Source organism: Streptomyces sp. NPDC107454 (assembly GCF_055582885.1).
In genome coordinates this window covers 507,397-530,600 of the sequence record NZ_JBVJPA010000002.1, presented here as the reverse complement: position 1 = coordinate 530,600, position 23,204 = coordinate 507,397, and the positions used below count along the sequence as shown (strand labels likewise).

23 protein-coding genes are annotated in these 23,204 nt (G+C 70.6%); 9 read left to right on the top strand and 14 right to left on the bottom strand.

The genetic code is table 11. The features are described 5' to 3' along the window. Positions 1-22: 22 nt before the first annotated feature. The 3 genes from ACZ69M_RS06530 to ACZ69M_RS06520 form a co-directional block, all read right to left on the bottom strand. Positions 23-1,441 (bottom strand): DUF2252 domain-containing protein, encoded by a 1,419-nt coding sequence (locus ACZ69M_RS06530; RefSeq protein ID WP_470047185.1) that lies wholly within the window; start codon positions 1,439-1,441, stop codon positions 23-25. Further along, positions 1,438-1,905, bottom strand: coding sequence for a hypothetical protein (locus ACZ69M_RS06525; protein ID WP_470047184.1), 468 nt, complete (start codon positions 1,903-1,905; stop codon positions 1,438-1,440). Before ACZ69M_RS06525 ends, ACZ69M_RS06530 begins: the two co-directional genes overlap by 4 nt. Before the next feature lie 83 nt (positions 1,906-1,988). Further along, a complete protein-coding gene (locus ACZ69M_RS06520; RefSeq protein ID WP_470047182.1) occupies positions 1,989-2,882 on the bottom strand; it encodes a YhjD/YihY/BrkB family envelope integrity protein in 894 nt (297 codons plus the stop codon). A gap of 239 nt (positions 2,883-3,121) precedes the next feature. On the opposite strand from ACZ69M_RS06520, the gene ACZ69M_RS06515 reads away from it, so the two are divergent. Beyond that, a complete protein-coding gene (locus tag ACZ69M_RS06515) occupies positions 3,122-3,766 on the top strand; it encodes a GAP family protein (RefSeq protein ID WP_470047180.1) in 645 nt (214 codons plus the stop codon). A 98-nt stretch (positions 3,767-3,864) separates the two neighbouring features. On the opposite strand, the gene ACZ69M_RS06510 is transcribed toward ACZ69M_RS06515, so the two are convergent. Both ACZ69M_RS06510 and ACZ69M_RS06505 read right to left on the bottom strand, forming a co-directional pair. Continuing rightward, positions 3,865-4,797, bottom strand: coding sequence for a cyclase family protein (locus ACZ69M_RS06510; protein WP_470047178.1), 933 nt, complete (start codon positions 4,795-4,797; stop codon positions 3,865-3,867). Positions 4,798-4,963: 166 nt separating this feature from the next. Further along, on the bottom strand, positions 4,964-6,352 hold the full coding sequence (locus tag ACZ69M_RS06505) for a hypothetical protein (RefSeq protein ID WP_470047176.1): 1,389 nt from the start codon (positions 6,350-6,352) through the stop codon (positions 4,964-4,966). Between the two features lie 186 nt (positions 6,353-6,538). Between ACZ69M_RS06505 and ACZ69M_RS06500 the strand changes: the two genes are divergently transcribed. Continuing rightward, complete coding sequence (locus ACZ69M_RS06500; protein ID WP_470047175.1) at positions 6,539-6,973, top strand: DUF6325 family protein; 435 nt, start codon at positions 6,539-6,541, stop codon at positions 6,971-6,973. A 62-nt stretch (positions 6,974-7,035) separates the two neighbouring features. Here ACZ69M_RS06500 and ACZ69M_RS06495 read toward each other — a convergent pair whose 3' ends face one another. From ACZ69M_RS06495 to ACZ69M_RS06475, 5 genes are all read right to left on the bottom strand, one after another. Continuing rightward, positions 7,036-7,608: a gluconokinase gene (locus ACZ69M_RS06495; RefSeq protein ID WP_470047173.1), complete on the bottom strand. Its 573-nt coding sequence runs from the start codon at positions 7,606-7,608 to the stop codon at positions 7,036-7,038. Beyond that, complete coding sequence (locus ACZ69M_RS06490; protein ID WP_470047171.1) at positions 7,605-8,654, bottom strand: cytochrome d ubiquinol oxidase subunit II; 1,050 nt, start codon at positions 8,652-8,654, stop codon at positions 7,605-7,607. The genes ACZ69M_RS06495 and ACZ69M_RS06490 overlap by 4 nt, the downstream gene beginning before the upstream one ends. Beyond that, positions 8,651-10,039: a cytochrome ubiquinol oxidase subunit I gene (locus ACZ69M_RS06485; RefSeq protein WP_470047549.1), complete on the bottom strand. Its 1,389-nt coding sequence runs from the start codon at positions 10,037-10,039 to the stop codon at positions 8,651-8,653. The genes ACZ69M_RS06490 and ACZ69M_RS06485 overlap by 4 nt, the downstream gene beginning before the upstream one ends. A gap of 110 nt (positions 10,040-10,149) precedes the next feature. Further along, positions 10,150-10,989, bottom strand: a complete 840-nt coding sequence (locus tag ACZ69M_RS06480; protein WP_470047169.1) for an SDR family oxidoreductase — start codon at positions 10,987-10,989, stop codon at positions 10,150-10,152. 191 nt (positions 10,990-11,180) lie between these two features. Continuing rightward, on the bottom strand, positions 11,181-11,609 hold the full coding sequence (locus tag ACZ69M_RS06475; RefSeq protein ID WP_352045507.1) for a DUF7144 family membrane protein: 429 nt from the start codon (positions 11,607-11,609) through the stop codon (positions 11,181-11,183). A 274-nt stretch (positions 11,610-11,883) separates the two neighbouring features. On the opposite strand from ACZ69M_RS06475, the gene ACZ69M_RS06470 reads away from it, so the two are divergent. Further along, a complete protein-coding gene (locus tag ACZ69M_RS06470) occupies positions 11,884-12,168 on the top strand; it encodes an SHOCT domain-containing protein (protein ID WP_470047167.1) in 285 nt (94 codons plus the stop codon). Between the two features lie 9 nt (positions 12,169-12,177). Next, the gene (locus ACZ69M_RS06465) at positions 12,178-12,969 is read left to right on the top strand and encodes a DUF427 domain-containing protein (RefSeq protein WP_470047165.1); all 792 of its coding nucleotides are present in this window, start codon (positions 12,178-12,180) and stop codon (positions 12,967-12,969) included. A 15-nt stretch (positions 12,970-12,984) separates the two neighbouring features. Here the strand turns inward: ACZ69M_RS06465 and ACZ69M_RS06460 are convergent, their stop codons facing one another. From ACZ69M_RS06460 to ACZ69M_RS06445, 4 genes are all read right to left on the bottom strand, one after another. Beyond that, positions 12,985-14,040 carry an ABC transporter substrate-binding protein gene (locus ACZ69M_RS06460; RefSeq protein ID WP_470047163.1) on the bottom strand — a complete coding sequence of 352 codons (1,056 nt, stop codon included), beginning with the start codon at positions 14,038-14,040 and terminating at the stop codon, positions 12,985-12,987. 135 nt (positions 14,041-14,175) lie between these two features. Next, positions 14,176-15,264 carry an ABC transporter substrate-binding protein gene (locus ACZ69M_RS06455; protein WP_470047161.1) on the bottom strand — a complete coding sequence of 363 codons (1,089 nt, stop codon included), beginning with the start codon at positions 15,262-15,264 and terminating at the stop codon, positions 14,176-14,178. Positions 15,265-15,342: 78 nt separating this feature from the next. After that, positions 15,343-16,221: an ABC transporter permease gene (locus ACZ69M_RS06450; RefSeq protein ID WP_470047159.1), complete on the bottom strand. Its 879-nt coding sequence runs from the start codon at positions 16,219-16,221 to the stop codon at positions 15,343-15,345. Further along, positions 16,218-17,078 (bottom strand): ABC transporter ATP-binding protein, encoded by an 861-nt coding sequence (locus tag ACZ69M_RS06445; protein WP_075025582.1) that lies wholly within the window; start codon positions 17,076-17,078, stop codon positions 16,218-16,220. Before ACZ69M_RS06445 ends, ACZ69M_RS06450 begins: the two co-directional genes overlap by 4 nt. Positions 17,079-17,314: 236 nt before the next feature. On the opposite strand from ACZ69M_RS06445, the gene ACZ69M_RS06440 reads away from it, so the two are divergent. From ACZ69M_RS06440 to ACZ69M_RS06420, 5 genes are all read left to right on the top strand, one after another. Further along, a complete protein-coding gene (locus tag ACZ69M_RS06440) occupies positions 17,315-19,006 on the top strand; it encodes an ATP-binding protein (RefSeq protein ID WP_470047157.1) in 1,692 nt (563 codons plus the stop codon). After that, complete coding sequence (locus tag ACZ69M_RS06435) at positions 19,003-19,692, top strand: response regulator (RefSeq protein WP_470047155.1); 690 nt, start codon at positions 19,003-19,005, stop codon at positions 19,690-19,692. Before ACZ69M_RS06440 ends, ACZ69M_RS06435 begins: the two co-directional genes overlap by 4 nt. A gap of 213 nt (positions 19,693-19,905) precedes the next feature. Next, entirely contained in the window at positions 19,906-20,223 is a 318-nt protein-coding gene (locus tag ACZ69M_RS06430) for an alpha/beta fold hydrolase (RefSeq protein WP_470047153.1), read from the top strand. Between the two features lie 102 nt (positions 20,224-20,325). Next, on the top strand, positions 20,326-21,156 hold the full coding sequence (locus ACZ69M_RS06425; RefSeq protein ID WP_470047151.1) for an alpha/beta fold hydrolase: 831 nt from the start codon (positions 20,326-20,328) through the stop codon (positions 21,154-21,156). 277 nt (positions 21,157-21,433) lie between these two features. Next, positions 21,434-23,158 (top strand): fatty acyl-AMP ligase, encoded by a 1,725-nt coding sequence (locus ACZ69M_RS06420; RefSeq protein WP_470047149.1) that lies wholly within the window; start codon positions 21,434-21,436, stop codon positions 23,156-23,158. Positions 23,159-23,204 lie beyond the last annotated feature (46 nt).

Here is a 23,204-nt window from a genome sequence, read left to right as displayed (position 1 = left end):
GCTGCTCTCCTTGTCAGGCGTGTCAGGCGGTTTCAGCCTTGACCCGCCCGGAACGGACGGCGTCGACGAGTGCCCGGTGGTCCTGCTCGTTCTGGTCGGCATAGCGCTCGGCGAACGTCACCAGCGCCTGGTCGAAGACCTCGCCCCCGCCGAGGTAGGCGGCGATGGCGATCCGGTCCCCCGACCTCGCGTGCGCGCGGGCCAGCGTGGCACCGCACAGTTCACCGAAGGACCGCATCCCGTCCGGCACCATCGACTCGGGCTCCGCGATGCCCTTCCAGTCCCGCAACTGCCGCACGTAGAAGTCCCGTCGGCCGCCGTCGATGCCGTCAGCCCTGGCCCAGCCGAGGAAGATGTCGCTGGTGGCCTGCATGAGCCGCTGACCGCAGACCACGCGCTCCCCCTGGGTCCGGCAGCCGCTCGCCCCGGTGAACGGCGCGAGTACCGACTCGTCGGCCTCCTTGGCCTGCAGGAGCAGGGGATCCTGGTCGTCGCGGCCGAGCAGCAGAATGATCCAGCAGCGGGTGCCCACGCTGCCGACCCCGACCACCTTGCGGGCCACGTCGACCAGCCGGTACTGCTCCAGCAGCAACCGCCGGTCCGACGGGAGGCTCTGGCCGTACCGTTCGATCATCCGGCGGATCAGCTCCTCCATCGCGTCGCGTTCGACGTCCCCAAGCAGGTCCCGGAGCGGTGTGAGCAGTGGGGGATCCGCAGCGATGCGGACCCTTCCGTCGACGACGTGGGTGAGTTTGTCGAAGGCCTGGAGGCTGTCGCGGGTGCGTGCCTTCGCCACCGACCACGACCAGCGCTCGCGGGCCCGCGCGCTCACCTCCTGGAAGACGTGGGTCCGCACCCAGTCCTCGTCGAACCGGGCGCACCACACGCGGAGATTGCCCAGCGCGGCGAAGCGCCGATGCCACTCGCGGTACGACCGCACCGTCGCCCGCACGACGTCGGCCCGCTCCTTGGCGCTGAAGCCGTTCGCCCGGCCGGCGATGACGAGACTCGTGGACAGCCGCTTGACGTCCCACTCCCACGGGCCGGGCAGTGTCTCGTCGAAGTCGTTGATGTCGAACATCAGGCGGCGCCCGGGCGAGGTCAGCAGCCGGAAGTTCAGCAGGTGCGCGTCGCCGCACACCTGCGTCGTGATCCCGCTGCGGGGAGTGTGGGCGAGGTCCCCGGCCATGATGGCGGCGGCCCCCCGAAAGAAGCGGAACGGCGACTCGATCATCCTCCCGTAGCGGATCGGTACGAGCTCGGGCACCCGGGTCGCGGACTGCGCCTCGATGACGTCCACGGGGTCGGGCCGCTTCCGAGCGGGAGCGAACTCCGCGTGACTGGAGCGGGGTACGGCGGCCCGGGCGGCCTTGCCGGTCTCGGCACGCTCGCGGGGCGTGCGGTGCGGGACGACACCGTCGGCCGGGTGGTGCGAGGTCATCGCGGTCGGTCCGCGATGCGATCACCGGCGATGTCGTTCTTCTCGGCCAGGGCCAGGTGGATGCCGCCGTCCCGGTCCAGCGTGACGCGGTTGTCGGGGGCGGGCAGGTCCTCTCCGCACGGCCAGAAGTCGACCGCGTCGTGGACCGGTACCTCGAAGGGCATGTCGGGACGGACGGCCCCGGCCCCGCGGGGCGCCTCGCCGTGGATCAGGGCGAGGTTGTTGTGCCGCATGTAGGGGCGGCCCACGACATCCGGGCTGTTGGCCGGCCCCTGCGGATGCCGGTCGTTCGCCGAACGCAGCAGAAGGGCAGCGGAGTTGACGGCGCCGCAGGCGACGACCGAGGTGACGCTCTCCAGCTCTCTGTGTTTGTCGAACCCCATGGGCGCCAGCCGGTGGGTGATCGTGCCACCGCCCGCACCGGTGCCGACCACGATGACGTCGTAGTGCTGTGCCTCGGTCATGCAGGCCACCGTCCCCACTGTCCACCGTGGGCATCTGCCTCAAAGCCCAAGGTATCCCTGGGGGGTATTTCCGGCGAGTTGGACTATTCGGGTGAACCGAGGCGCCGGGACACGGCGGGTTCCCGCGCGATCACCGCCCCGGCGGTGATCGCGGCGGCGATGACGACACACAGCCCGATCAGCCATGACAGCACCGTGAAGACCGCACCCAGCGACCCGTAGCGGTCCAGGCTGCGGTTGAGCGCGCTGGGCACGTACAGCTTCGCGACCACCGACAGAGTGGTCATGGCCACCCCGGTCAGGAGCGCACCGGGCAGCAGGGGCAGCCAGGGGACGCGCGCGGCCAGCAGCAGGTGCTGGGACCACCACCAGACGCCCACCTGGGCGACCAGCAGGAGCGGCACGCCCAGCCACGCCCCCACGCCGAACCCGGTGCGCAGCGGTCCCTGCAGGGCGAGGACGACCAGCCAGGCCGCGATCCACACGAGCCATCTCCAGGCGGCGATCCGCGCGCTCGCACCCGGCAGTCGCCAGGCGCGTTGGCACAGACGCTGCATCGCCCGGCTGCACGCCGTGGCGGAGAGCAGCACCATCAGCGAACTGACCACTCCCGCGCTCTGCTGCAGGTTCGCGGGATCGGCGTCGAAGACCTTCTTCAGCTCGAGTTCGGAGGAGCCGTTGATACCGAAGACGTCATGGAGAGAGGCGACGATCTCGTCGCGCACCGCCCGCGGGGCGAAGGACGCGACCACGAAGAGCAGCGGGACGGCGGTCAGGAACAGCTGGGCCGCCAGCCGGGTCGCGGAATCCAGCAGGTTCACCGCGATCAGGTGCGAGCTGAGACGGGTGATCACCGGGAAGCGCTCCTCGGCGCTGCCGCGCAGCCGCCGCAGCCGCGCCCCCAGCTCCGCGGCCCGCCCGCGCAGGCGGCCCGCCCCTCCGTCGGTGGACGGGCCGGGTCCTCTGCCTGCGTGCACTTCCGCTCCCCGGGTCCGGACTGGGCTCCACGCCCCGAGGCGTGACCACGCCACCAGGGTGCCGTCCCGGGCAGCCGCCCGCCTGCGGCGCGAGCGCCGTTGCGCCGTACGGGGGAGAGGCCGCCCGAGGCCTTCCGGACGGCACCGCTGAATGGTGGGTGCGGGCGGGAGCGGTGACGATGGGGCCATGCGCGCATCCGGCGGCGCCCCGAACCTCGCGCGGCCCTGCGGAGGCAGCGATGGTCCTTGACCTGGTCCTCATCGGTCTGGCGATCGCCGTGAACCCCTTCTCGGTCACCGCGTTCGTGCTGGTGCTGTCCGCGCGGGGCGGGATCTGGAACGGCCTGGCCTTCGTCCTCACCTGGCTGGCCAGTTTCGTCGCGATCATCGCCGTGGTGCTGCTGATGACGGGCGGGAAACCGCCGCCGCCCAAGTCGGCGCCCTCTACGGCCGCCCTGGCCGCCAAACTTGCCATCGGCGTGGGCCTCGTCTGGTACGGGGAGCGCACCCGCCGCAGGAGGGGCATGCGGCGCACGTCATCCGGGATGATGTCCCGGCTCGACCGGATCTCCCCGTGGACGGCGGCCGGGCTGGCGCTGTTCCTCCAGCCCTGGGGGCTGGTGGCCGCCGGCGCCGCCACCGTGGTGGAGGCCGACCTCTCCCACGCCGCCTCGTACGCGGCGTTGATGGGCTACTGCCTGCTGGCCAGCTCCAGCCTGCTGGCCATGGAGATCTACGCGACCTTCGCCCCCGACTCGTCCCGCGTGCGGCTCGGGCGGCTGCGGACGTGGTTGGAGGGCCATCAGGACCAGGCGATCGTGACGGTGTGCCTGCTGCTGGGGCTGTGGCTCGTGGGCAAGAGCATCTACCAGCTGACCGCCTGACCCTGACCGGCCATCACCGCACCACCCGGGTGACGGCCGCGATCACGGCACCACCAGGGCGAGCGCCGGCCACTACGGGCGCCGGGTGATGACCGTCGTCACAGGATCGCCAGGGGATTGACGGGCGAGCCGGTGGCCGCGGTCAGCCGGAGCGGAGCGATCACGCACAGGAATGACCAGCGGCCTTCCCGCGCGCAGATCGGCGCGAGGTCCTCGAACCGCAGATAGTCGAGCAGATGCAGTCCCAGGGCGTGGACGGCGAGCACATGCACCGGGAACGCGACCCCTCGCACCGCGCTCGGGGCCGTGTCGTTGTTGCTGTCGCTGCCGAGCACCGCCACCTCCCGGTCGGCCACGAACTCCATCGCGGTCGGATGGAGCCCGGCACGGGCGGCGGCCACGTCCCAGGGGCCCAGCTCCTCGCGGCGCCTGCGGTGTCCGACCCGTACGAGCAGGATGTCGCCGCGGCCGACCCGTAACCCCTGCCGGGTCTCGGCGGCGCTCAGGTCCTCGGCGGTCACGTTCGATCCGGGCTCGAGCCAGGAGAGGCCGTGCACCCGGGGTATGTCGAGGAGGACCCCGCGTCCGACGATGCCGTCGCGGGCCAGCTCGACGGACAGGACGCTCGCGCCCTCCGGCGACAGCGCGTCCGCCGCCGGTATGCCGCCGTGCAGCGTGCCGTCGTAGATGACATGGCACAGCGCGTCGAGGTGACTGTCCACATCGCCGTGAACGTTCATGGCGAAGCGGTCCCGCGCGAAGTCCAGGCCCTTCTCGACCGGTTCGCCGTCCGCCGGAGCGGTGAGCCGGTGCTCGGCCGGATCGGCGTCGTCGGGTTCGGCACGGGTCTCCACGGGGGCGGCGAGCGACACCGTATGTCCCGACCGCACCTCGCGGAGGGCCGCCAGCACCTGTTCCGCGGTGATCGTGTCCAGGGCGCCCCGGCGCCTGCCACCGCCGGAGACCGTGCCGCGCAGTCGGCGGTAGAGCGACCGGAACTCGGCCTCGCTCAGCTCGTCGGGCATCGGCATGGCACCAGCCTCCGACAGAAGCCGGATTCCGGCACGCCGAGTTGCCGGGGGCAGGTGCCACCGCGTCAATGAACAAGCGACCTGTCCACATCACGAGTCGGCGTACCGCACCGGAACGCGGAGGGCGGGTGGTCTGGCGGGGGCGAACGCAGGCACCGGCGCGAGGTCAGGTGGACGGCGCCAGAGGTGACGGTGTCGAAGCGGCCGTGGCCGAGGGAGCGCCCGTGTCCAGGAACTCGCGGATCGCGAAGGCGACCAGCACGATCACCACGGTCCACACCACGACCCATGTGGTCGGGTAGTTCCAGGTGAACAGCACGATCGCGGCGACCGCCAGGATCGCGGCGCCGATCCACCGCTTGAAGCGGTGCACGAACCCGCCGACCGGACCCAGCGGGAGCCCCGCCGACACGGCGACGTCGCGCAGGGCGCCGATGCCCCGGCGACAGCCCGTACGGATGAGGACGGCGATCCCGGACGGCCCGATGAGGAAGGCGCCTACAGCCGTCACGAGCGCGAGCGCGCCGACCGCGCGAACACCCGCGCGCAGGAACCTGACGAGGGAGTCGAACACCGTGGCGGCGGCGTCCTCGGACGTCCCGACGGGCAGGTGGTCGAGATAGACCGCCCGCGCGACGGCCAGCACGATGCCGAGCACCACCATGGCGGCGAACACCCCGAGCGCGGCCCCGATCAGGGCCCGGCGACGGTTGGTGGCCAGATACACGCCCGCGGCGGCGATCAGCACGGCGATGACGGGGAGCCAGCCGCCGATGATGTCCAGCACCCGCAGATACGTCTTGATCTTGCCGATGTCCTCCGACGCGAACACCACGAAGTCCGTGTGGACGGCCGGGATCCGAGCGGCCGGCTTGAAGCCGGCGCTGACCAGCCGGTCCTTGACCTGGGCCACGATCGGCGCCACGTCGATGCTGACCTGACCGTTCTTGGCGGACACCGCACCGGTGGCGTTGCCCGTGAGGGCCTTGTCCAGCGCGCTGTGGGCCCGGCGGTTGGCGTCCACCCAGACGGTGTCGAAGGCCTTGCTGGCGACCACGCGCTGCACGGTGTCGCCGACCAGACTCTTCAGCCCGCTGGTGATCGGGCCGCCCAGGTCGCCGAGCAGCGTGGCGACCCTCGGCGGGGCACCCTTCTCCGCAGCAGCCCGCTCCAGATCCTTGACCAGCGCGTCCACGTCGATCTGCGCCAGCACCGCGGTGGTGACCCGGTTGGTGACCGCCTTCTGCACATCCGGATCTCTCGCCAGCGGCCCCACGGTGGCGACATAGCGGTCGGTGTCCCGGACGATGCTGTTCGCCCAGACCGCTACGACGGCCAGCAGCGACAGCAGCGAGGCGAGGAGAATCAGCAGGACCGAACCCGTCGAGCGAAGCCAGTGGTGCCGCGCGGCCCCCGACGGCCCCCCGGTCTCCAGAGCGCTCACCCGGTGCCGCAGCTCGTCCAGTTCGTTGCGCTCCCGCGCCGAGAGCCGCTGCTCGCCGGACGGTTCTGGGGGCTTTTGATCCGGGTCCGGAGGAGGCGGGCTGCTCGTCATGGTTACAGCAGAGGCGGACGGATCCGATCCCGCGACCCGGAACCGGCCCGGCGGGTGAACACCGCACCGAAGTGCGGCGCCTTCCGTCCGATGCTGCAATGGAATTCGGGCCCGTGGATGCGCAGGCATTCGGGGACTGGGGAAATTCCATGACCACCCAGGGGTGAAGCCGTGAGCGATTCTTCCATGAGCGATGAATTCGCCGAAATGGGCCCAATCGACTATATAGTCGTCGAGTTCCCCGGCAACCGCATGACCGGCGAAGGATTTCCCCTGCTGGTCGACCTCGTGGACCGCGGCGTCATCCGGATCCTCGATCTGATGTTTGTCAGAAAGGAGGAGGACGGATCCGTGGCCGGCCTGGAGATCGCCGACCTCACCGGCGACGGAGCCCTCGACCTCGCCGTCTTCGAGGGCGCCTCCTCCGGCCTGCTGGGCGAGGACGACATCGAAGAAGCCGGCAGCGCCCTGGAGCCCGGCAACTCGGCCGGAATCCTCGTCTACGAGAACCTGTGGGCCGCTCCCTTCGCCACCGCCCTGCGCCGCGGCGGTGCGCAACTGGTCGCCTCCGGGCGCATCCCGGTGCCGGCCGTGCTGGCCGCGCTGGACGCGACGGAATAGCACACGCCCGCCCTCCGCGCGTTCGGGAGGCATCGTCGCCGTACTCGTGAGCGCCTGATCCCTCAGGGGCCCGGGCGCCCGGCGCAGCGCTCGACGGCGGCCCGCACCCGGGAGAGGTTCACCGGCAGGCCGGCCGTGGCATCCAGGGTCATGCCCGGCTCGTCCCGCTCCAGCGGCTCCAGCGTCTCGAACTGCGAGTCGACCAGGTGGGCGGGCATGAAGTGGCCGGTGCGCCGGGCCACCCGGTCCCGGGCCGTCGCCCGGTCCAGGGCGAGGTACACGTACCGCAACGCCGGCCCCCCGGCCTCCCGGAACTCGTCGCGATAGGCCCGCTTGAGGGCCGAACAGGCGACCACCAGTCCCTCGCGGGCCTCGGCGGAGCGACGGATGCGCTCGCAGAGGGCACGCAGCCAGGGCGCGCGGTCGGTGTCGTCCAGGGCGTGGCCCGCGGTCATCTTCGCGATGTTCGCCGCGGGATGGAAGTCGTCGCCCTCGACGAACGTCAGGCCGAGGTCCACGGCGACCGCCTGGCCGAAGGTGGTCTTCCCGGATCCCGACACGCCGAGGACCACGATGATCGGGGGCCTTTTCCCGTCTCCTTCGCCGCCTCCGGCGCTGCCCCCGGCCCCGGTCACGGGCTCTCGGGTTCCCGCCCTGGTGCCGTCTGCCGCAGGTCCGCCTCGCTGAGGGGCTGGAGGGCTCCGCGGGTGTCCAGCCGGTAGAGCAGCACGAGCGGCGGCCCCACGAGCACCACCGCGATGACCGTGACCAGCATCAGCCAGCGCAGCGTCGTCGCCGCGCCGGCCGCCTGGGACACCGTCAGCGAGGTGGGGATGAGATAGGGCCGCTGGGCCAGTCCCCAGGCCACGACGACGAGGGCCACGCTGCCGATCGCGGTGATCCTCGCCCATCCCGTCGCGACGCGGTACAGCAGCCAGGCGGTGGTCGACGCGCTGACGACGGCGATGATGACGAGGACGAGACCGATTCCGCCGGTCAGCCCGTCGTAGACGTAGGGCGCGTCGTCGTGGGTCACGGTGAGGCCGACGACCGCCAGCACGGCGAGGACGACGAGAGTGCACCAGGCCCGCCGCCGGAAGTAACCGACGAGGTCGGGGGCGTCGAAGCGGCGCGCGTCGGCGGTCAGGAACACCGCCCCGAGGAAGGCGGTCGCGGCGACGGTGAGCAGCCCGGCGATCACGGAGGTCCCGTTGGACCAGGCGTCGGCGGACGCCTGTGTGCCGGGAGCCACCCGGCCCGTGGCGATCCCCCCGACCGCCGCGCCGAGGAAGAAGGGGGTCAGCAGCGAGGAGACGGCGAAGGCGGCGCCGTAGACCCTGCGCCCGGCGAGGCGCCGCGTGGGCTTGCGCAGGGCGAAGCCGGCACCGCGCAGGACGAGTCCCACGGCCGCGAGTGCCAGCGGGAGCCACATGGCGGAGAAGACCGTCTGGAACAGGACAGGGAACCCGGTCCACATGATGACCAGGACGAAGATGAGCCAGACGTTGTTGGTCTCCCAGACGGGTTCCATGGCGTGGTCGATGAGCCACCTCGGGCGCTTGCCGCGTTCGGCGCCGCCCGCGACGAGGTCCCAGAATCCGGCACCGTAGTCCGTGCCACCGGCACACGCGTAGGCGGCCACCGCCACCAGCAGCACCCAGGCGACGACGTCCTGGATCATTCGTCTCCCCTGTCCTTGCTCGCGGTGGCAGACAAGGGGCGGGGCCCGTAGGGAGTGTCGCCCTCCACGTCCTCGGCGGCGGCACCCGCGGGCGCGCCCTCGTCGGCCAGCCGCCAGCGGTGGCTCATCTTCGCGAGGACGGTCAGGAAGGAACCGAAAGCGAGGACGTAGACCACCACGACGATGCCGAACATCGTCCACAGGGACGCGGCGCGGGTGCCCGTGACCGCCTCCGAGACCCGCATGTTCTGGTAGACGATCCAGGGCTGCCGGCCCACCTCGGTCGTGATCCAGCCGCACTCCACGGTCAGCAGACAGGCGGCGCCGGCGAGGGCGGCACACCGCAGGAACCAGGGCGACCGGGGCAGTTCACGACGCCGCAGCCGGCACCAGGCGTACCAGAGCGCGAGCAGCACGAGCAGGCTCCCGACGGTCACCATGATGTCGAACGCCCAGTGGGCGATGGTGGCCTGGATCACCGTCGGGCGGTCGCTCGCCGGGACCGACGTCAGTCCGGTCACCTCGGTGGCCGGTCTGAATCCGGCGAGGACCGAGTCCAGTTGGGGGATCTTGATCCCGCCGGATACCGATCCGTCGGCATGCAGACGTCCGAAGACGTACTCCGGTACGTGGGTGTCGGTCTTCCACACCAGCTCGGTGGCCGCGAACTTCACGGGCTGCTTGAGGAAGACGGAGCGGGCGATGGAGTCCCCGAGCACGAACTGCACGGGGGTGAGGATCGCGGCGACGGTGAACGGCACGGTGAAGCCGAGCCGGTGGTAGCGGTCCCGGCGGCCGCGCAGCAGGCCGACCGCGTACACCCCGGCGACGACATATCCGGCGGTCAGGACCACGCCGACCACGAAGTGCCAGTACTCGGGGCCGAACATCGGTGTGAAGACCGCCCGCCGCACATCGACGTTCACCGGCCGGCCGGACGCGTCGAGAGTGAAGCCGCGCGGGGTGTTCATCCAGGCGTTCGCCGCCACGATGCCGAACGCCCCCATCAGGGCGGCCAGCGGCAGCGGCAGGCCGAGCCAGAAGTGCGTCCACGGCTTGAGCCTGCGCCAGCCGTACAGATAGATGGCGATGAGGATCGCCTCGAGGAAGAACGCCCAGGCCTCGATCCCGAAGCCGAGGCCGAAGACATCGCCCCACCGGCCCATCATCCCCGGCCACAGCAGACCGAATTCGAAGGACAGCACGGTGCCCGTCACGATGCCGATCGCGAACTGGACGGCCATGACCGCCGACCAGCGCCGTGCGAGCAGCAGGGCGACGGCGTCGCCCTTGCGCAGCCCGCGGTAGTGCATGAGGAGCGTGATGGCGGGCAGGGCCACGCCGAAGGGTACGAGCAGGATGTGAGAAGCCAGGGTGAAGGCCATCAGCTCCCGGGCCGGCAGGAGTTGTGGTGGACCGTCCGCGAGAAGGTGGCCGATTGCGCTGTTCACATGACCTCGGTGGTTCGTACGGGATGGCTGAGGGGTCCTGCGCTTCAGCCGCCGGTGGCGAAACCGGGGAACAGCGTCATGCCGCCGTCCACGTAGATCGTGGTGCCCACGACGTAGTCGAAGAGGTCGGACGCGAGCGCCGCCACCGCGTTCGCGATGTCGTCCGGGTCGCCCACGCGGCGGTAGGGGATGAGCCGGAGGAGGTCGGCCTCGGCCTCGGGGGTGTCCCAGGCGTCGCGGTTGATGGGCGTGCGGATCGCGCCCGGGGCGACGGCGTTCACCCTGATCCCCTGCGGCGCGAGCTCCTGCGCGAGGGTCGCCATGAGCATCTGCACCCCGCCCTTGGACGACGCGTAGTTCACATGGCCCGCCCACGGGATGATCTGGTGGACCGAACTCATGCAGATGATCTTCCCGGCCGAACGGGAGACCTCGGGGACGACGCCCCGCCGCAGGAACTCCTTGGTCGCTTCGCGGGCGCACAGGAACTGTCCGGTCAGATTGACGTCCAGCACCTTCTGCCACTGGGCCGTGGTCATCTCGGTGACGGGGGCGTCACGCTGGAGCCCGGCGTTCGCCACCATGATGTCGATGGTCCCGAACTCCTCGACCATGCGGGACACCATGTCGACGACCTGGTCCTCCTGGGACACGTCCGCCTCGTGCGCGTAGGCGCGCACCCCGAAGCCCTCGATCTCGCGTACGACCTCTTCCGCGGCGTCCCGCCCGGACACGTAGTTCACCACCACGTCGGCGCCCACCCGGCCGAGGCCGATGGCCGTCGCCTTGCCGATGCCGGAATTCGCGCCCGTCACCAGCGCCTTCTGCCCCTTGAGGAGCGGGAAGGCAAGGGGTTGGCGACCATCACTGCCGCTGGTTTCCACTCGTGTCTCCCTGTGGGTGCCGACGCGGACCATCGGAGGAATCCGCTTTTCGGAGGAATCCGCCCCACAACGAAAACACTGGTGAGTCGGGCCGGCTCGTCGGCACGTCCGCTGTCAGCCGCTCGGGGGGCCGACCCGGGCTGAACGGCCGAATGCCCACCCGCGGGGTCCACACGGGACGGCGCGCCCGGCTACTCGGTACGGGGCTGCCGGCTGATTCCGACGCACAGCGCCCAGATGACGAAGGCGTCCACGGCGATCAGCACGATGGCCCAGACGGGGTAGTACGGCAGCCACATGAAGTTGGCGATCATCGACAGGCCCGCCAGGACGACTCCGACCACGCGTGCCCACATCGCTCCGGTGAACAGCGCGGCACCCGCGAGAACGACCAGGACGCCGAGGGAGAGGTGGATCCAGCCCCAACTCGTCAGATTGAAGTTGTACGCGTAGTTGCGGGTGACGACGAAGACGTCGTCCTCGGCGATGGCGGAGATTCCCTCGAATATCGCCATCACTCCGCCGAAGATCATCATGACTGCGGCGAAGGCGGTCCAGCTGGACGCCCACGCTCCGCCGCTCCCGGTCTCGTGTCGCTGGTGCGTTCCGGTCGTGGCCATATCGAGCTCCTCCCACGTAGACCTCACCACTGACCTGTGACCGGTCGGTGGTCCACATTTCAGCTTGCCATGAGAGTCACCGACCGGCAGAACGGCGGAATTCCCGTGGGGTGGCGCCGACGCCGATGTGCGGGGGAATCCGTGCGGTGCTCCAATGGAGGTGTCCCATGCGCCGAGAATTGCCCGCCGAGAATTGCCCGTCGTTCAGGGAGTGTGGATATTCCGCAGGCCGCCCCCCGGATTCACGGGCCGCTTTTCCAGAAAGGAAACCGCCGTGCCAGGTCTCCTTCGCGGGGTCGCCCGCACAGCCGTGGTGGCCGGTACCGCGACCGCCGTGTCGAACCGTGTGTCACGCCGTCAGCAGGGGCGATGGGCTCAGCAGGAGTACCAGGAGGCCCCGCCGCAACCCATGCCCGCCGCGCCGCCCCCGCCGCCCGCCCCGTCGGCCGGCGACATGAGCGGCAGGATCGATCAGCTGAAGCAACTCGGGGAACTCAAGGCCCAGGGTGTCCTGACCGAGGCCGAGTTCGAGGAGCAGAAGCGCCGGATCCTTGGGTAGTGAGGTGCCATGAACCTCACAACTCCGCAAGGCCTGCGATGGGAACCCAGCGGGCGCTGGGTGCGCGGGTGCAAGCGCGAGGTCACGGTCGTCGACAGCCGGCACCCGGTCCTCGTCTGGGAGCCCGAAGTGCCCGTTCCGCTCTACGCGTTCCCGCGCGAGGAGGTCCGCGAGGACCTGCTCCGCCCGGCGAAGAACCCGCCGACCGGCACCCACAGCGGATCGCGGGTCTTCTACGACCTCGAAGTCGACGGCGAACTGCTGGAGAACGCGGCCTGGACGTTTCCCGCCGACGACCTGGCCGGCCACATCGCCTTCGAGTGGTTCAGCCGCAGCGGCCGGGGGCTCGACCACTGGTACGAGGAGGACGAGGAGATCTTCATCCACCCCCGCGATCCGCACAAACGGGTGGACGCCCTCCCGAGCAGCCGTCACGTCCGGGTCGAGATCGACGGCACGGTCGTCGCGGACACCCGCCGTCCGGTGCTGCTCTTCGAGACCGGCCTGCCGACGCGGTACTACATCCCGCGTGAGGACGTCCGCCTCGACCTGTTCGTCCCCAGCGACCTCAGCACGGGGTGCCCCTACAAGGGCACCGCCGCGTACTGGTCGTGGCGGGGTGGCGGCGACGCCCCCGCGCACCTCGTCTGGAGCTACCCGGAGCCACTGCCCGCGGTGGGCGCCGTCAAAGACCTCCTCGCCTTCTACAACGAAGCGGTCGACATCACCGTGGACGGGGAACGACTGGAGCGCCCCGTCACCCCGTTCACCTCGGCACTCCCGGCGCGACCGGCACCGTGACGGCGGCGTGGGCTGTCAGCCGGCCTTGTCGACGAAGTCGTTGGTGTAGGTCTTGGACACGTCGACGGTGTGACCCTTGACCGTCGGGTCGAAGGCGGAGAGGACCCTGTAAACGGTCTTGGGACCGTCGGCGGGCATCAGACCGTCGGGGGAGTACATGCCCTTCTCGTTCTGGAGCGCCTCGGTGTAGACGGCCTTGCCGACGCCCGCGTAGTAGGCGGCCGGCATCTTGTCGGCGATCTCGGTGGCGGAGTGGGCCTGGATCCACTTGAGCGTCTCGACGTAGACGTTGACCAGCTTCTGCACCACCTCCGGGTTCTTCCGGACGTACCCGGTGGTGAGGTAGAGACAGGAGGCCGGGTAGGTGCCGCCGAGCGTGGCCTTCGTGCCCGCGGTCGTGCGCAGGTCGATCAGCGGCTTGGCCAGCTTCTTCCGCTCCAGCAGCGAGATGGTCGGCTCGGTGGTCATACCGGCGTCGATCTGTTTGTTCCGCATCGCCGCCACGAAGGTGGAGCCTGCGCCGACGGCGACCGACGTGGCGCTGTCCCCACTGACGCCGTTCGTCTCCTCCAGGTACCGGGTGAGGAAGTTGGTGGAGGAGCCGAGGCCGGTCACGCCCAGGTGCTTGCCGCCGAAGTCCGCCGGGCTCCTGACGCTGCCCGCCTCGTCGGTGCGGACCATCTCGACCTCGCCGGGGGCGCGGAGCAACTGCACGACGGACTCGGTGGACCTGCCCTTGGACCGCAGGTCGACGGTGTGGTCGTAGAACCCGACCACCGCGTCCACCTGGCCGGAGATCATGGCGGTCTCGGCCTCGACCCCGTCCGGCTCGTCGTAGAACCGCACATCCAGGCCCTGCGCCTGGTAGTAGCCGAGCTCCCGAGCGAGCGTCACCGGCAGATAGATCTGCTTGTCGAGGCCGCCGGTCATGATCCGCACCGTGGGCGTGCCGTCGTCGTTCCCGGACGCGACCGCGGCGCCGGACCTGCCCCCTGCGCCGCAGGCGGGCACGGCCAGCGCGAGAGCGACGCAGGCGGCCCTGGCGAGCAAGGGCGCGGTGACCGGCTTCATCACTGGTCTCCTTTGCGAGCGGGTGGGCGGGGAGATGCGGGCGCGGCGCAGAAAGTACCCGCCCGGGGGCTCGTGCCGACGGCCTGGGGCCGCCCGGGTGGCAGGCACCTGGGCGGCCCCGTGGTCGGCGACGGCTCAGCCGTTCGGCCCTGCCGGGGTCGTGGTGGTCTTGAAGCCCTCGGTCTTGTTGGCCTGGAGGGCGAAGTCATTGGTGAACGTCTTGCCGAGGTCCACCGACCCCTTCACATTGCCGACCAACTGCTCTGTCGCCAGAGAGGTCTTCGGACCGCCGGCCGGCATGAGACCGTCCGGGAGGAACTGCCCCTTGTCCTCGGTCAGGGCCGAGATGTAGTCGGCCTTGGTCACCAACTGGTTCGACACGAACGACGCCGGCAGCTTGTTCGCGATGTCGGCCGCGCTGTGCGTGTTGATCCAGTGCATGGTGGCGACGAGCGCGTCGACGACCTTCTGCGTCGCGTCCTTGTGCGAGTTCACCCAGTCGGTGCGGGCGATCACACCAGCCGCGGGATAGGCACCGCCCATCGCCGCCGTGGCACCGTTGGTGGTGGCCAGGTCGATCGCGGAGGCACCGACACCCTTCTTCTCGATCGCGGCGACCGTCGGCTGCGTCGTCATGACACAGTCGACCTTGCCGTTCTGCAGCGCGGCGATGGCCGTGGATCCGGCGCCGACCCCGATCCGGTGGTACTGGCTGGTCTTGACGCCCTTCTTGGCGGCCAGGAACTGGGTGAGGGTGTCGGTGCCCGAACCCAGGTCGGTGACGCCGACGGTCTTGCCCTTCAGGTCGGCGCCCGAGGTGACGCCCGACTTCTTGGTGCACATCTCACGCTCGCCCGGCGCGCCCGAGAGCTGGACGACGTCCTCGACCGCCTTCCCCTTCGCCTGGAACTCGATCGTGTGGTTGTACCAGGCGCCCGCCATGTCCACCTGCCCCGAGGCCATGGCCTCCTCGGCGCCGACACCGCCGTCCTGCTCGGTGCTCAGCTGGACGTTGACGCCGTACTTCTTGTAGAAGCCGAGCTGCTGGGCGAGCTGGTACGGCAGGTAGATCTGCTTGTCGAGACCGCCGGCCATGAGCTTGACGGTCGGTGTGGAGCCCGAACCGCCGCTCGTGCCGGAGGAGTTGCCGGAACAGGCACTGACCGTGCCGAGGGCGAGAACGGTGAGCACAGACGCGGCGACGGCGACGGGTCGTCTGGACATGGCTGATCACATTCCTTTGCTGAGGGTTCGAAGACGAAGCTGAGGGTTCTGAGATGAAGGAGGGGAAGTGCGGAGGCGTCAGAGGGAGTTGGCCTCGGTCGGCGCCGGCGGGCGCCACGACAGCAGCCGGCGCTCCAGCTTGCTGATCAGCCACTCGGCGCCGAGCACGATGACCGAGATGACGAGCATCGTCGCGAACACGCCGTTGGGGTCGAACTGGTTCTGCGCGGTCTTGATGACCAGGCCGAGCCCGCTCTGCGCGCCGAGCACCTCGCCGACCAGCGCGCCGACGATGGCGAAGCCGAAGGCGCTGTGCAGGCTGGCGATGATCCAGGTGAGCGCGGAGGGCACGGTGACGTGCCGGATGATCTGCGTCTGCGAGGCGCCGAGCACCTTGGCGTTGGCGAGGATGTTGCGGTCGACCTCACGGACGCCCTGGAAGGCGTTGAAGAAGACGATGAAGAACACCAGCACCGCGGCGAGCAGGATCTTCGGCAGCACACCGATGCCGAACGCGACGATGAAGATCGAGCCGAGCACGATACGCGGGATCGCGTTGACCACCTTGATGTAGGGGCCGAGCACATCGGCGAGGAACCGGCTCTGGCCGAGTGCGACGCCGAAGATCACGCCGGCGACGGCCCCGAGGGCGAAGCCGGCGAGTGCCTCCTGGATCGTTGTCCAGATGTTCGAGTAGAAGGACCCGAACTCGGTGCCGTGCTGGAAGAGGTCCACCAGCCGCTTGGCGATGCCCGACGGCTGCCCGAAGAAGAACGGGTCGACGATCCCCCAGGTGGTGAACGCCTGCCAGCCGCCGATGACGAAGGCCGCGAGGCCGATACGGCCCACCCACACCAGCGCGGTGCGCCGCCGGGCGGCCCGCTTCGCGGTGGCCGCGGCCGAGGACGGTGCGCCGTCCTTGACCAGCGCGGCGGAAACTGCGGACGTCGTGCTCATGCCGTACCTCCTGCGGTGCGTGCGTAGGCGCGCTCCACCTCCTCGCGCAGCGTTTCCCAGATCTGGTGCTGAAGTTCGATGAAGCGGGGCTGGAAGCGGATCTCCTGGACCGCGCCGCGCGGGCGGGGCAGGTCGATGTCGAAGACCGCCTTGACCGATCCGGGGCTGGACGTCATGACGACGACCCGGTCGGCGAGCGCCACGGCCTCGTCGAGGTCGTGGGTGATGAAGATGACCGACGGACGGATCTGCTCCCACAGGCCCAGCAGCTCGGTCGACATGATCGCCTTGGTCTGCACGTCCAGGGCGCCGAACGGCTCGTCCATGATCAGGATCTTCGGTTCGTTGATCAGCGCCGCGGCCATCGCCACGCGCTTGCGCATGCCGCCGGAGAGCTGGTGCGGGTAGCGGTCCTCGAACCCGGACAGGCCCACCCGCCGCAGCCAGTCGCGCGCCGAGACCTGGGCCTTCTGCTTGGGAACGCCGCGGAAGACCGGGCCCATCAGCACATTGCCGAGGACGGTCTTCCAGGGCAGCAGCGCGTCGGTCTGGAACATGAAGCTGACGCCGTCGGTGACACCGTCCACCTCACGGCCGCCGACCTTGACCGAGCCCTCGCTGGGCCGGTCGAGCCCGGAGACCATGCTCAGGGTCGTCGACTTGCCGCAGCCCGTCGGGCCCACCACCGCGCAGAACTGGCCAGGCTCCACGGTGAACGAAACGTCCTGCAGCGCCGTGAACACCTCACCCGCGGGAGTCAGAAATCGTTTGGTGAGCCCTGAAATCTCGACTCGCGCGCTGTCCTGGCCGCTTTTGTCGGCGACCGTGCTCAACGCGGCATCGTTTCGCGAAGCCATCTGAGGCCGTCTCCTTCCCTAACCTCGGGGTCGAGGAAGGCAGACGCTAGAGGCCGCCCCGCATTACGTCGCTGTTTCAGACGTATCTCGCGTTAGTTGTGTTAACCGGGGTTCTGCACGTTCTGCTCAGTGGGCCAGGGGTGGGCAGCATGTCCCCGGTGGGGCACAATCACGCCACCACGGGTTACGGCGAAGGGGCCGGGCCCGGCAGCAAGACAAGGGCGAAGGCACCTGTGATGCCCATCCGAATCCGTCTCGGCCGCGCCAGGAAGGGGAGGCTCTCCGCGCGGATTCTGGCCAACCAACTGGCCATCCTGGCCCTCACTGGCGCCATCGGTTTCGTACTGTTCGCGTTCGCTCAGCGGGCCGAGATCGACCGCTCCTACGAGCAGCGGGCGCTGGCCATCGCCCAGACCACAGCCGCGGAGCCGCAGATCCAGCAGGCCATGGAGTACGGCGGTGGCGGCGACATCGTGCAGACCGTCGCCGAACGGATACGGAGAGCGTCCGGGGCGTCGTACGTGGTCGTGATCGACCTGCACGGCATCCGCCACTCGCACCCCACCCCGGCACTGATCGGCGAGCCGGTGGGCGAGCCGATCGCGGTGCTGGACGGCCTCCCCCACGTCGGCTCCGACCACGGCGCGACCGGGCGGTCCGCCAACGGCAAGGCTCCGCTCAAGGGGCCCACGGGCACGCTGGTCGGCGAGGTGTCGGCCGGCATCCCGGAACACGACGTACTCGGTGAGCTCTGGCGGGAGCTGCCCACCTTCGGCCTGTACGCCACGATCGCCACCGCGCTCGGTTCGGTGGCCGCGTTCCTGCTGGCCAGACGCCTGAAGCGGACGACGTTCGGGCTGGAGCTGGAAGAGATCGCCGGGCTGCTGCAGGACCGGGAGGCGATGCTGCACGGCATCCGGGAGGGCGTGGTCGCCTTCGACCCCGAGGGCCGGGTCACCGTCATCAACGACGAGGCGCGCCATCTGCTCGGTCTGGGCACGGCACTGGGCGGCCGGCTGGACGAACTTCTGCCCGAGGGTCGGCTGCGCCGTGCACTGGACGGCAGCCTCAGCGGGACGGACATCACGGTCCTCACCGACGACCACTGCCTGGCCGTAAACCGCATGCCGGTGACGCTGCACGGCCGGGCGCTGGGAGCGGTGGTCACCGTGCGCGACCGCACCGAACTGGTCGGACTGCTCAGGGAACTGGACTCGGTGCGCGGGCTGACGGACGCGCTGCGGGCCCAGCAGCACGAGTTCACCAACCGGATGCACACCCTGGCCGGGCTGCTGGACGTGGGGGAGCACGAGTCCGCGTACGAGTACGCCGTCGAGCTGGCCGGAGCCGACCAGGAGCTGACCGAGTCGGTGCGCGAGCACATCGGGAACGCCCTGATGGTGGGTCTGGTCGTGGCCAAGACGACGGTCGCCGCCGAGCGCGGCGTACGGATCGTGCTGGGCGAGGACTCCGCGCTCGGCGAGCAGCCGCCGCATCTGCACCGGCTGCTGACCATCGTCGGCAACCTGCTGGAGAACGCCCTCGACGCCGCGGTCGGCGGACCGGCCCCGGCGGGCGGCCGGGAGGTACGGCTCACGGTCGTCGAGGCCACCACGGAGGTGCTGGTGCGGGTGGCCGACACCGGACCCGGCATCCCGCCGGGCGCGGCCGAGTCCATCTTCGAGGACGGCTGGTCGACCCGGCCGGACCGCGGCACCGCCCGGCGCGGCCTCGGACTGGCCCTGGTCCACCGGCTGGTCCAGCGGCACGGCGGCACCATCACGGTCAGCGAGGGACCCGGGGCGGTCTTCACCGTGACGCTGCCCCTGCCGGACGCCGCGCCCGCGCCGCGGGGCGCACTGTTCACGACGGCCCTGCCGGTACCGGCGGGCGCCCTGGCCGCGGCCGATGGAGGGGAGCGCTGGTGATACGGACCCTGGTGGTGGACGACGACTTCCGGGTGAACGGACTCCACTGCACCTACGTGGCCCGCGTCGAGGGCTTCGAGGTCGTCGGCCAGGTGGCGAACGTGGCCGAGGCGCTGGACGCCGTCCGTACGCTCCGCCCGGAACTGCTGCTCCTCGACATCTTCCTGCCCGACGGCAGCGGCCTCGACGTGCTGCGACAGCTGACCGGCGACGCGGGCGGCGCCCGCCCGGACGCCATCGTGATCACGGCCGACCGGGACATCACCTCCGTACGGACCGCGATGAAGCTCGGAGCCGTCGGATATCTCGTCAAGCCCTTCGGCGCCGACGCCCTGGCCGAGCGGCTCGCCGCCTACCGCGCACTCCAGCACCGGGTGGACGTCCTGGGCCCGGAGGCGGAGACCGACCAGGCCGACGTGGACGCCCTGTTCAGCGTCGTCCGCCCGACCGCCCTGCCCGCCGTCCCGGCCAAGGGCCACTCCGCGCCGACCCTCGCCCTGCTCCACGAGACGGTCCGCACCGCCCGCCGGGACGTGTCGGCGGCCGAGGCGGCGGAACTCACCGGCGTCTCCCGCGCCACGGCCCAGCGCTACCTGTCCTACCTCGTCCGGGAGGGCATGGTCCGACTGGAACTGCGCTACGGCGCGACCGGCCGCCCCGAACACCGCTACCGCACCGTGTCCTGACATCGCGGCCGATGCTTGCGGCGCACACTGAGGGCATGCTCACGGCGGGCCGCTCCCGCTCGCCGTGGCAGCCCGCGATCGAGGCCGGTCTTCGGGAGTCGTGCCGGGCGGTCACCTACGACCGCCGGGGTCACGGGAAGAGCGAAGCGGGGCCGGGCCAGGGCACCCGCCGACAGGACGAGGACGGCCTGGCAGTTCGTGGAGGAAGTGGCCGTGGGACCCGGCACCTGGGACCGGCTGCCCGCCGCCGTGCGCGAGACGTTCGTGCACAACGCGCCCACCTGGCTGGACGAACAGTCCGACTCCGACTGTGCGGAGATCGATACCGACGCCCTCGCCCGGTGCGCCGCACCGGTACTGCTCAGCGGAGGCACGCAGAGCCCGGTGTGGTGGGCGACGATCCTCGACCGGTCGGCCGCGGCCCTGCCGCGGGCGCGGCGGCAGACCGTCGAAGGAGTGGGACACATTCCCCACGTCACCCGTCCGCGGCCGTGCGCCGCCGCCCTCACGCGCTTCGTCCGGACGTCCTGAGACGCGGGCCCCGTCACTCGTCGGTACTGTCGGAAGTGATCGCCGCTCGCTCTCCGCTCCTGGTTCACCGACCGGGCGGCGGAGCGAAGGAGGCAGGGTGTCGTGACCGTGATCTCCCTGAAGTCCGCCCAGGTGCGGGAAGGGCTCACGCTGCCCTACGCCGAGGCCGGCTACCCCGGTGGCACACCGGTCGTTTTCGTGCACGGGCTCGGCGACTCCTGGTGGGCCTTCGAGCCCCTCCTCAGGCGCCTTCCGGCCGCACTGCGCGGCTACGCGCCCACCCAGCGCGGCCATGGCGACGCCGACCGCCCGGCCGAGGGCTACACACCCGAGGACTACGCCGCCGACCTCGTCGCCTTCCTGGACGCCGTCGACATCGACCGCGCCGTGCTCGTCGCGTCCTCGAGCGGCGGCGTGCCCGCCCGGATGGTCGCGGGCAGCCATCCCGACCGGATCTCGGGGCTGGTGCTGATCGGCGTACCCGGCACACTCGAGGACAAGCCGGCGGTGACCGGGATGCGGGAGGCCGTCGAGGGGCTCTCGGACCCCGTCCCCCGGGAGTTCGTCAGGGAGTTCGTCTCCGGCGCGGTGGACCGCCCCGTCGCCAGGGGCCTCGTCGAGACGATGATCGAAGAAAACCTCAAGGTCCCCGCGTACGTCTGGCGGGAGACCCTGCGCGCACTGCTCGACACCGATCTGCGCGCGACCCTCGCGGGCATCCTGGTGCCCACTCTCGTCATCTGGGGTGACCAGGACGACCTGCTGCCCCGCGGCGACCAGCAGACCATCCTGGACGCCATCCACGGTTCACGCCTGATCGCCTACGAGGGCGTCGGGCACGACGTCCACTGGGAGCAGCCCGAGCGCGTGGTCGCCGACCTCGCCGCCTTCGCCGCGCACATCGAACACCCTGGGGCTCCCGACACGTCATGAAGGCGTGGGGGACGGCAGATTGGCCAGTTACCTATTGAATACCCGGGGTTACATCCACTGGGCCGACAAGACTTGCTATCGTGTTACTCGTTAGTAGCAAGCCGAGCGGGAGGCGCGAGGGGCCGGCGTATGCATCGTCGCCGTTCCTCGGGCGGGTTGGTCGAGACGGACTGTCCGGCAAGGGGGCCGGGCGGCCACGGCACCTGTGCGTACGCACCCCGCGGCCTTCGAACTCCACTTTTCTCGCTCACTCATTCGAACAGGTGAGACTCCTCATATGGCTCGTTCCCTGGTCGACTTACTGACCACGCACGCCTCGCAACAGCCGGAGCGGACGGCATACCGCTACCTCCTCACGGGCGACTGCGACGGAGAGATCCAGGACATCTCGTACGGACGTCTGGCCCGTCGGTCCCGAGCCGTCGCTGCCTGGCTGCAGGAACGCGGCCTGGCCGGATCCCGCGCCCTGCTGCTGTACCCGCCCGGCCTGGAGTTCATCTGCGGCTACCTGGGCTGTCTTTCGGCCGGGGTCGTCGCCGTGCCGGGCGTTCCCCCGCAGGGGCGGTCGCAGAACCACCGTGCCCTGACCCGCATGAAGCGCCTCATCGCCGACGCGGACGCCAAGGTGATCCTGGGCGGCCGTGAGGTGCTCGCCACCCTGGCCGCCCAGGCGGAACACCTGCCCGAACTGGACGGGCTCACCTGCGTCGCCACCGAGGACATACCCGACAAGGCGGCCGACTCCTGGCGTGAACCCGACCTCACCGCCGACTCGGTCGCCTTCCTCCAGTACACCTCCGGCTCCACCTCCGCCCCGCGCGGCGTCATGGTGACGCACGGGAACGTGCTGGACAACCAGCGGGCCGTCACCGAGCGGATGGGCCACACTCCCGACACGCTCGCGGAGTACGAGCGCGAACTGTTCGTCAGCTGGCTGCCCGTGTACCACGACATGGGCCTCATCGGCCCGGTCCTGAACACCGTCCACCTCGGCGCCACCGCCACGCTCTTCTCGCCCCTGCACTTCCTCCAGCGGCCTGCGCGTTGGCTGACAGCCCTCAGCCGCTACCGCCCGCACACCAGCGGCGGCCCCAACTTCGCCTACGAGCTGTGCCTCAAGCACGCCACCCCCGAACTCCTCGACGGACTCGACCTCGGCCGGTGGAAGGTCGCCTTCAACGGCGCCGAACCGGTACGGGCCGCCACCCTGCGGCGCTTCACCGAGACCTTCGCCCCGGCCGGCTTCCGACGCGAGGCCCTCTATCCGTGCTACGGCCTCGCCGAAGCCACGCTCATCGTCACCGGCGGCTCGGTCGACACCCCGCCCACCCTCGCCCCGGCCCCCGGGGCAGGGCCGCACGTGGGAGCCGCCGACGCGGCCGCCGTCGGCTCCGGGCGGCCGGTCCCCGGTACGACCGTGGTGATCGCCGACCCCGAACGGCGTGAGGAGTTGCCCGAGGGGGAGGTCGGCGAGATCTGGGTGAGCGGCGCGGGCGTCGCCAAGGGCTACTGGCGCAACGCCCTCGCCACCCGCGAGACCTTCCGGGCCATGCTGAAGGACCGTCCGGACCGTTTCCTGCGGACCGGGGACCTCGGATTCCTGCGCGAGGGCGAGCTGTTCGTCACCGGCCGCCTCAAGGACCTGATGGTCATCGACGGACGCAACCACTACCCGCAGGACCTGGAGCTGTCCGCCGAGATGTCCCACGGGGCGCTCCGGCCGGGCTGCACCGCCGCGTTCTCCGTGGACGGCGGTGTCGAGGGCGAGCAGCCCGTCATCGTCGCCGAGACGGCTTTGGACGCGGCGGCCGACTCCGAGCGGATCACCGAAGTGATCCGCAGCGCGATCGGCGAGGCCCACGGCCTCGCGGTGCGTGACGTCGTGCTGGTCCACCCCGGCACCATCCCCAAGACGTCCAGCGGGAAGATCCAGCGCCACGCCTCCCGGGCGGCCTACCTGGCCGACGCCCTCGCGGTGGTCGGCGCGCCCGCCGCGACATGAGGTAGACGAGGTCACCCCCGTCGGCGCGGACACCCTCGCCGACGGG

Excerpts from the sequence above, each read along its gene's own strand:
- ACZ69M_RS06530 (WP_470047185.1), bottom strand. The coding sequence starts at position 1,441 with ATGACCTCGCACCACCCGGCCGACGGTGTCGTCCCGCACCGCACGCCC.
- ACZ69M_RS06525 (WP_470047184.1), bottom strand. The coding sequence starts at position 1,905 with ATGACCGAGGCACAGCACTACGACGTCATCGTGGTCGGCACCGGTGCG.
- ACZ69M_RS06515 (WP_470047180.1), top strand. The coding sequence starts at position 3,122 with ATGGTCCTTGACCTGGTCCTCATCGGTCTGGCGATCGCCGTGAACCCC.
- ACZ69M_RS06510 (WP_470047178.1), bottom strand. The coding sequence starts at position 4,797 with ATGCCGATGCCCGACGAGCTGAGCGAGGCCGAGTTCCGGTCGCTCTAC.
- ACZ69M_RS06505 (WP_470047176.1), bottom strand. The coding sequence starts at position 6,352 with ATGACGAGCAGCCCGCCTCCTCCGGACCCGGATCAAAAGCCCCCAGAA.
- ACZ69M_RS06500 (WP_470047175.1), top strand. The coding sequence starts at position 6,539 with ATGAGCGATGAATTCGCCGAAATGGGCCCAATCGACTATATAGTCGTC.
- ACZ69M_RS06490 (WP_470047171.1), bottom strand. The coding sequence starts at position 8,654 with ATGATCCAGGACGTCGTCGCCTGGGTGCTGCTGGTGGCGGTGGCCGCC.
- ACZ69M_RS06485 (WP_470047549.1), bottom strand. The coding sequence starts at position 10,039 with ATGGCCTTCACCCTGGCTTCTCACATCCTGCTCGTACCCTTCGGCGTG.
- ACZ69M_RS06475 (WP_352045507.1), bottom strand. The coding sequence starts at position 11,609 with ATGGCCACGACCGGAACGCACCAGCGACACGAGACCGGGAGCGGCGGA.
- ACZ69M_RS06465 (WP_470047165.1), top strand. The coding sequence starts at position 12,178 with ATGAACCTCACAACTCCGCAAGGCCTGCGATGGGAACCCAGCGGGCGC.
- ACZ69M_RS06460 (WP_470047163.1), bottom strand. The coding sequence starts at position 14,040 with ATGAAGCCGGTCACCGCGCCCTTGCTCGCCAGGGCCGCCTGCGTCGCT.
- ACZ69M_RS06455 (WP_470047161.1), bottom strand. The coding sequence starts at position 15,264 with ATGTCCAGACGACCCGTCGCCGTCGCCGCGTCTGTGCTCACCGTTCTC.
- ACZ69M_RS06450 (WP_470047159.1), bottom strand. The coding sequence starts at position 16,221 with ATGAGCACGACGTCCGCAGTTTCCGCCGCGCTGGTCAAGGACGGCGCA.
- ACZ69M_RS06445 (WP_075025582.1), bottom strand. The coding sequence starts at position 17,078 with ATGGCTTCGCGAAACGATGCCGCGTTGAGCACGGTCGCCGACAAAAGC.
- ACZ69M_RS06440 (WP_470047157.1), top strand. The coding sequence starts at position 17,315 with ATGCCCATCCGAATCCGTCTCGGCCGCGCCAGGAAGGGGAGGCTCTCC.
- ACZ69M_RS06420 (WP_470047149.1), top strand. The coding sequence starts at position 21,434 with ATGGCTCGTTCCCTGGTCGACTTACTGACCACGCACGCCTCGCAACAG.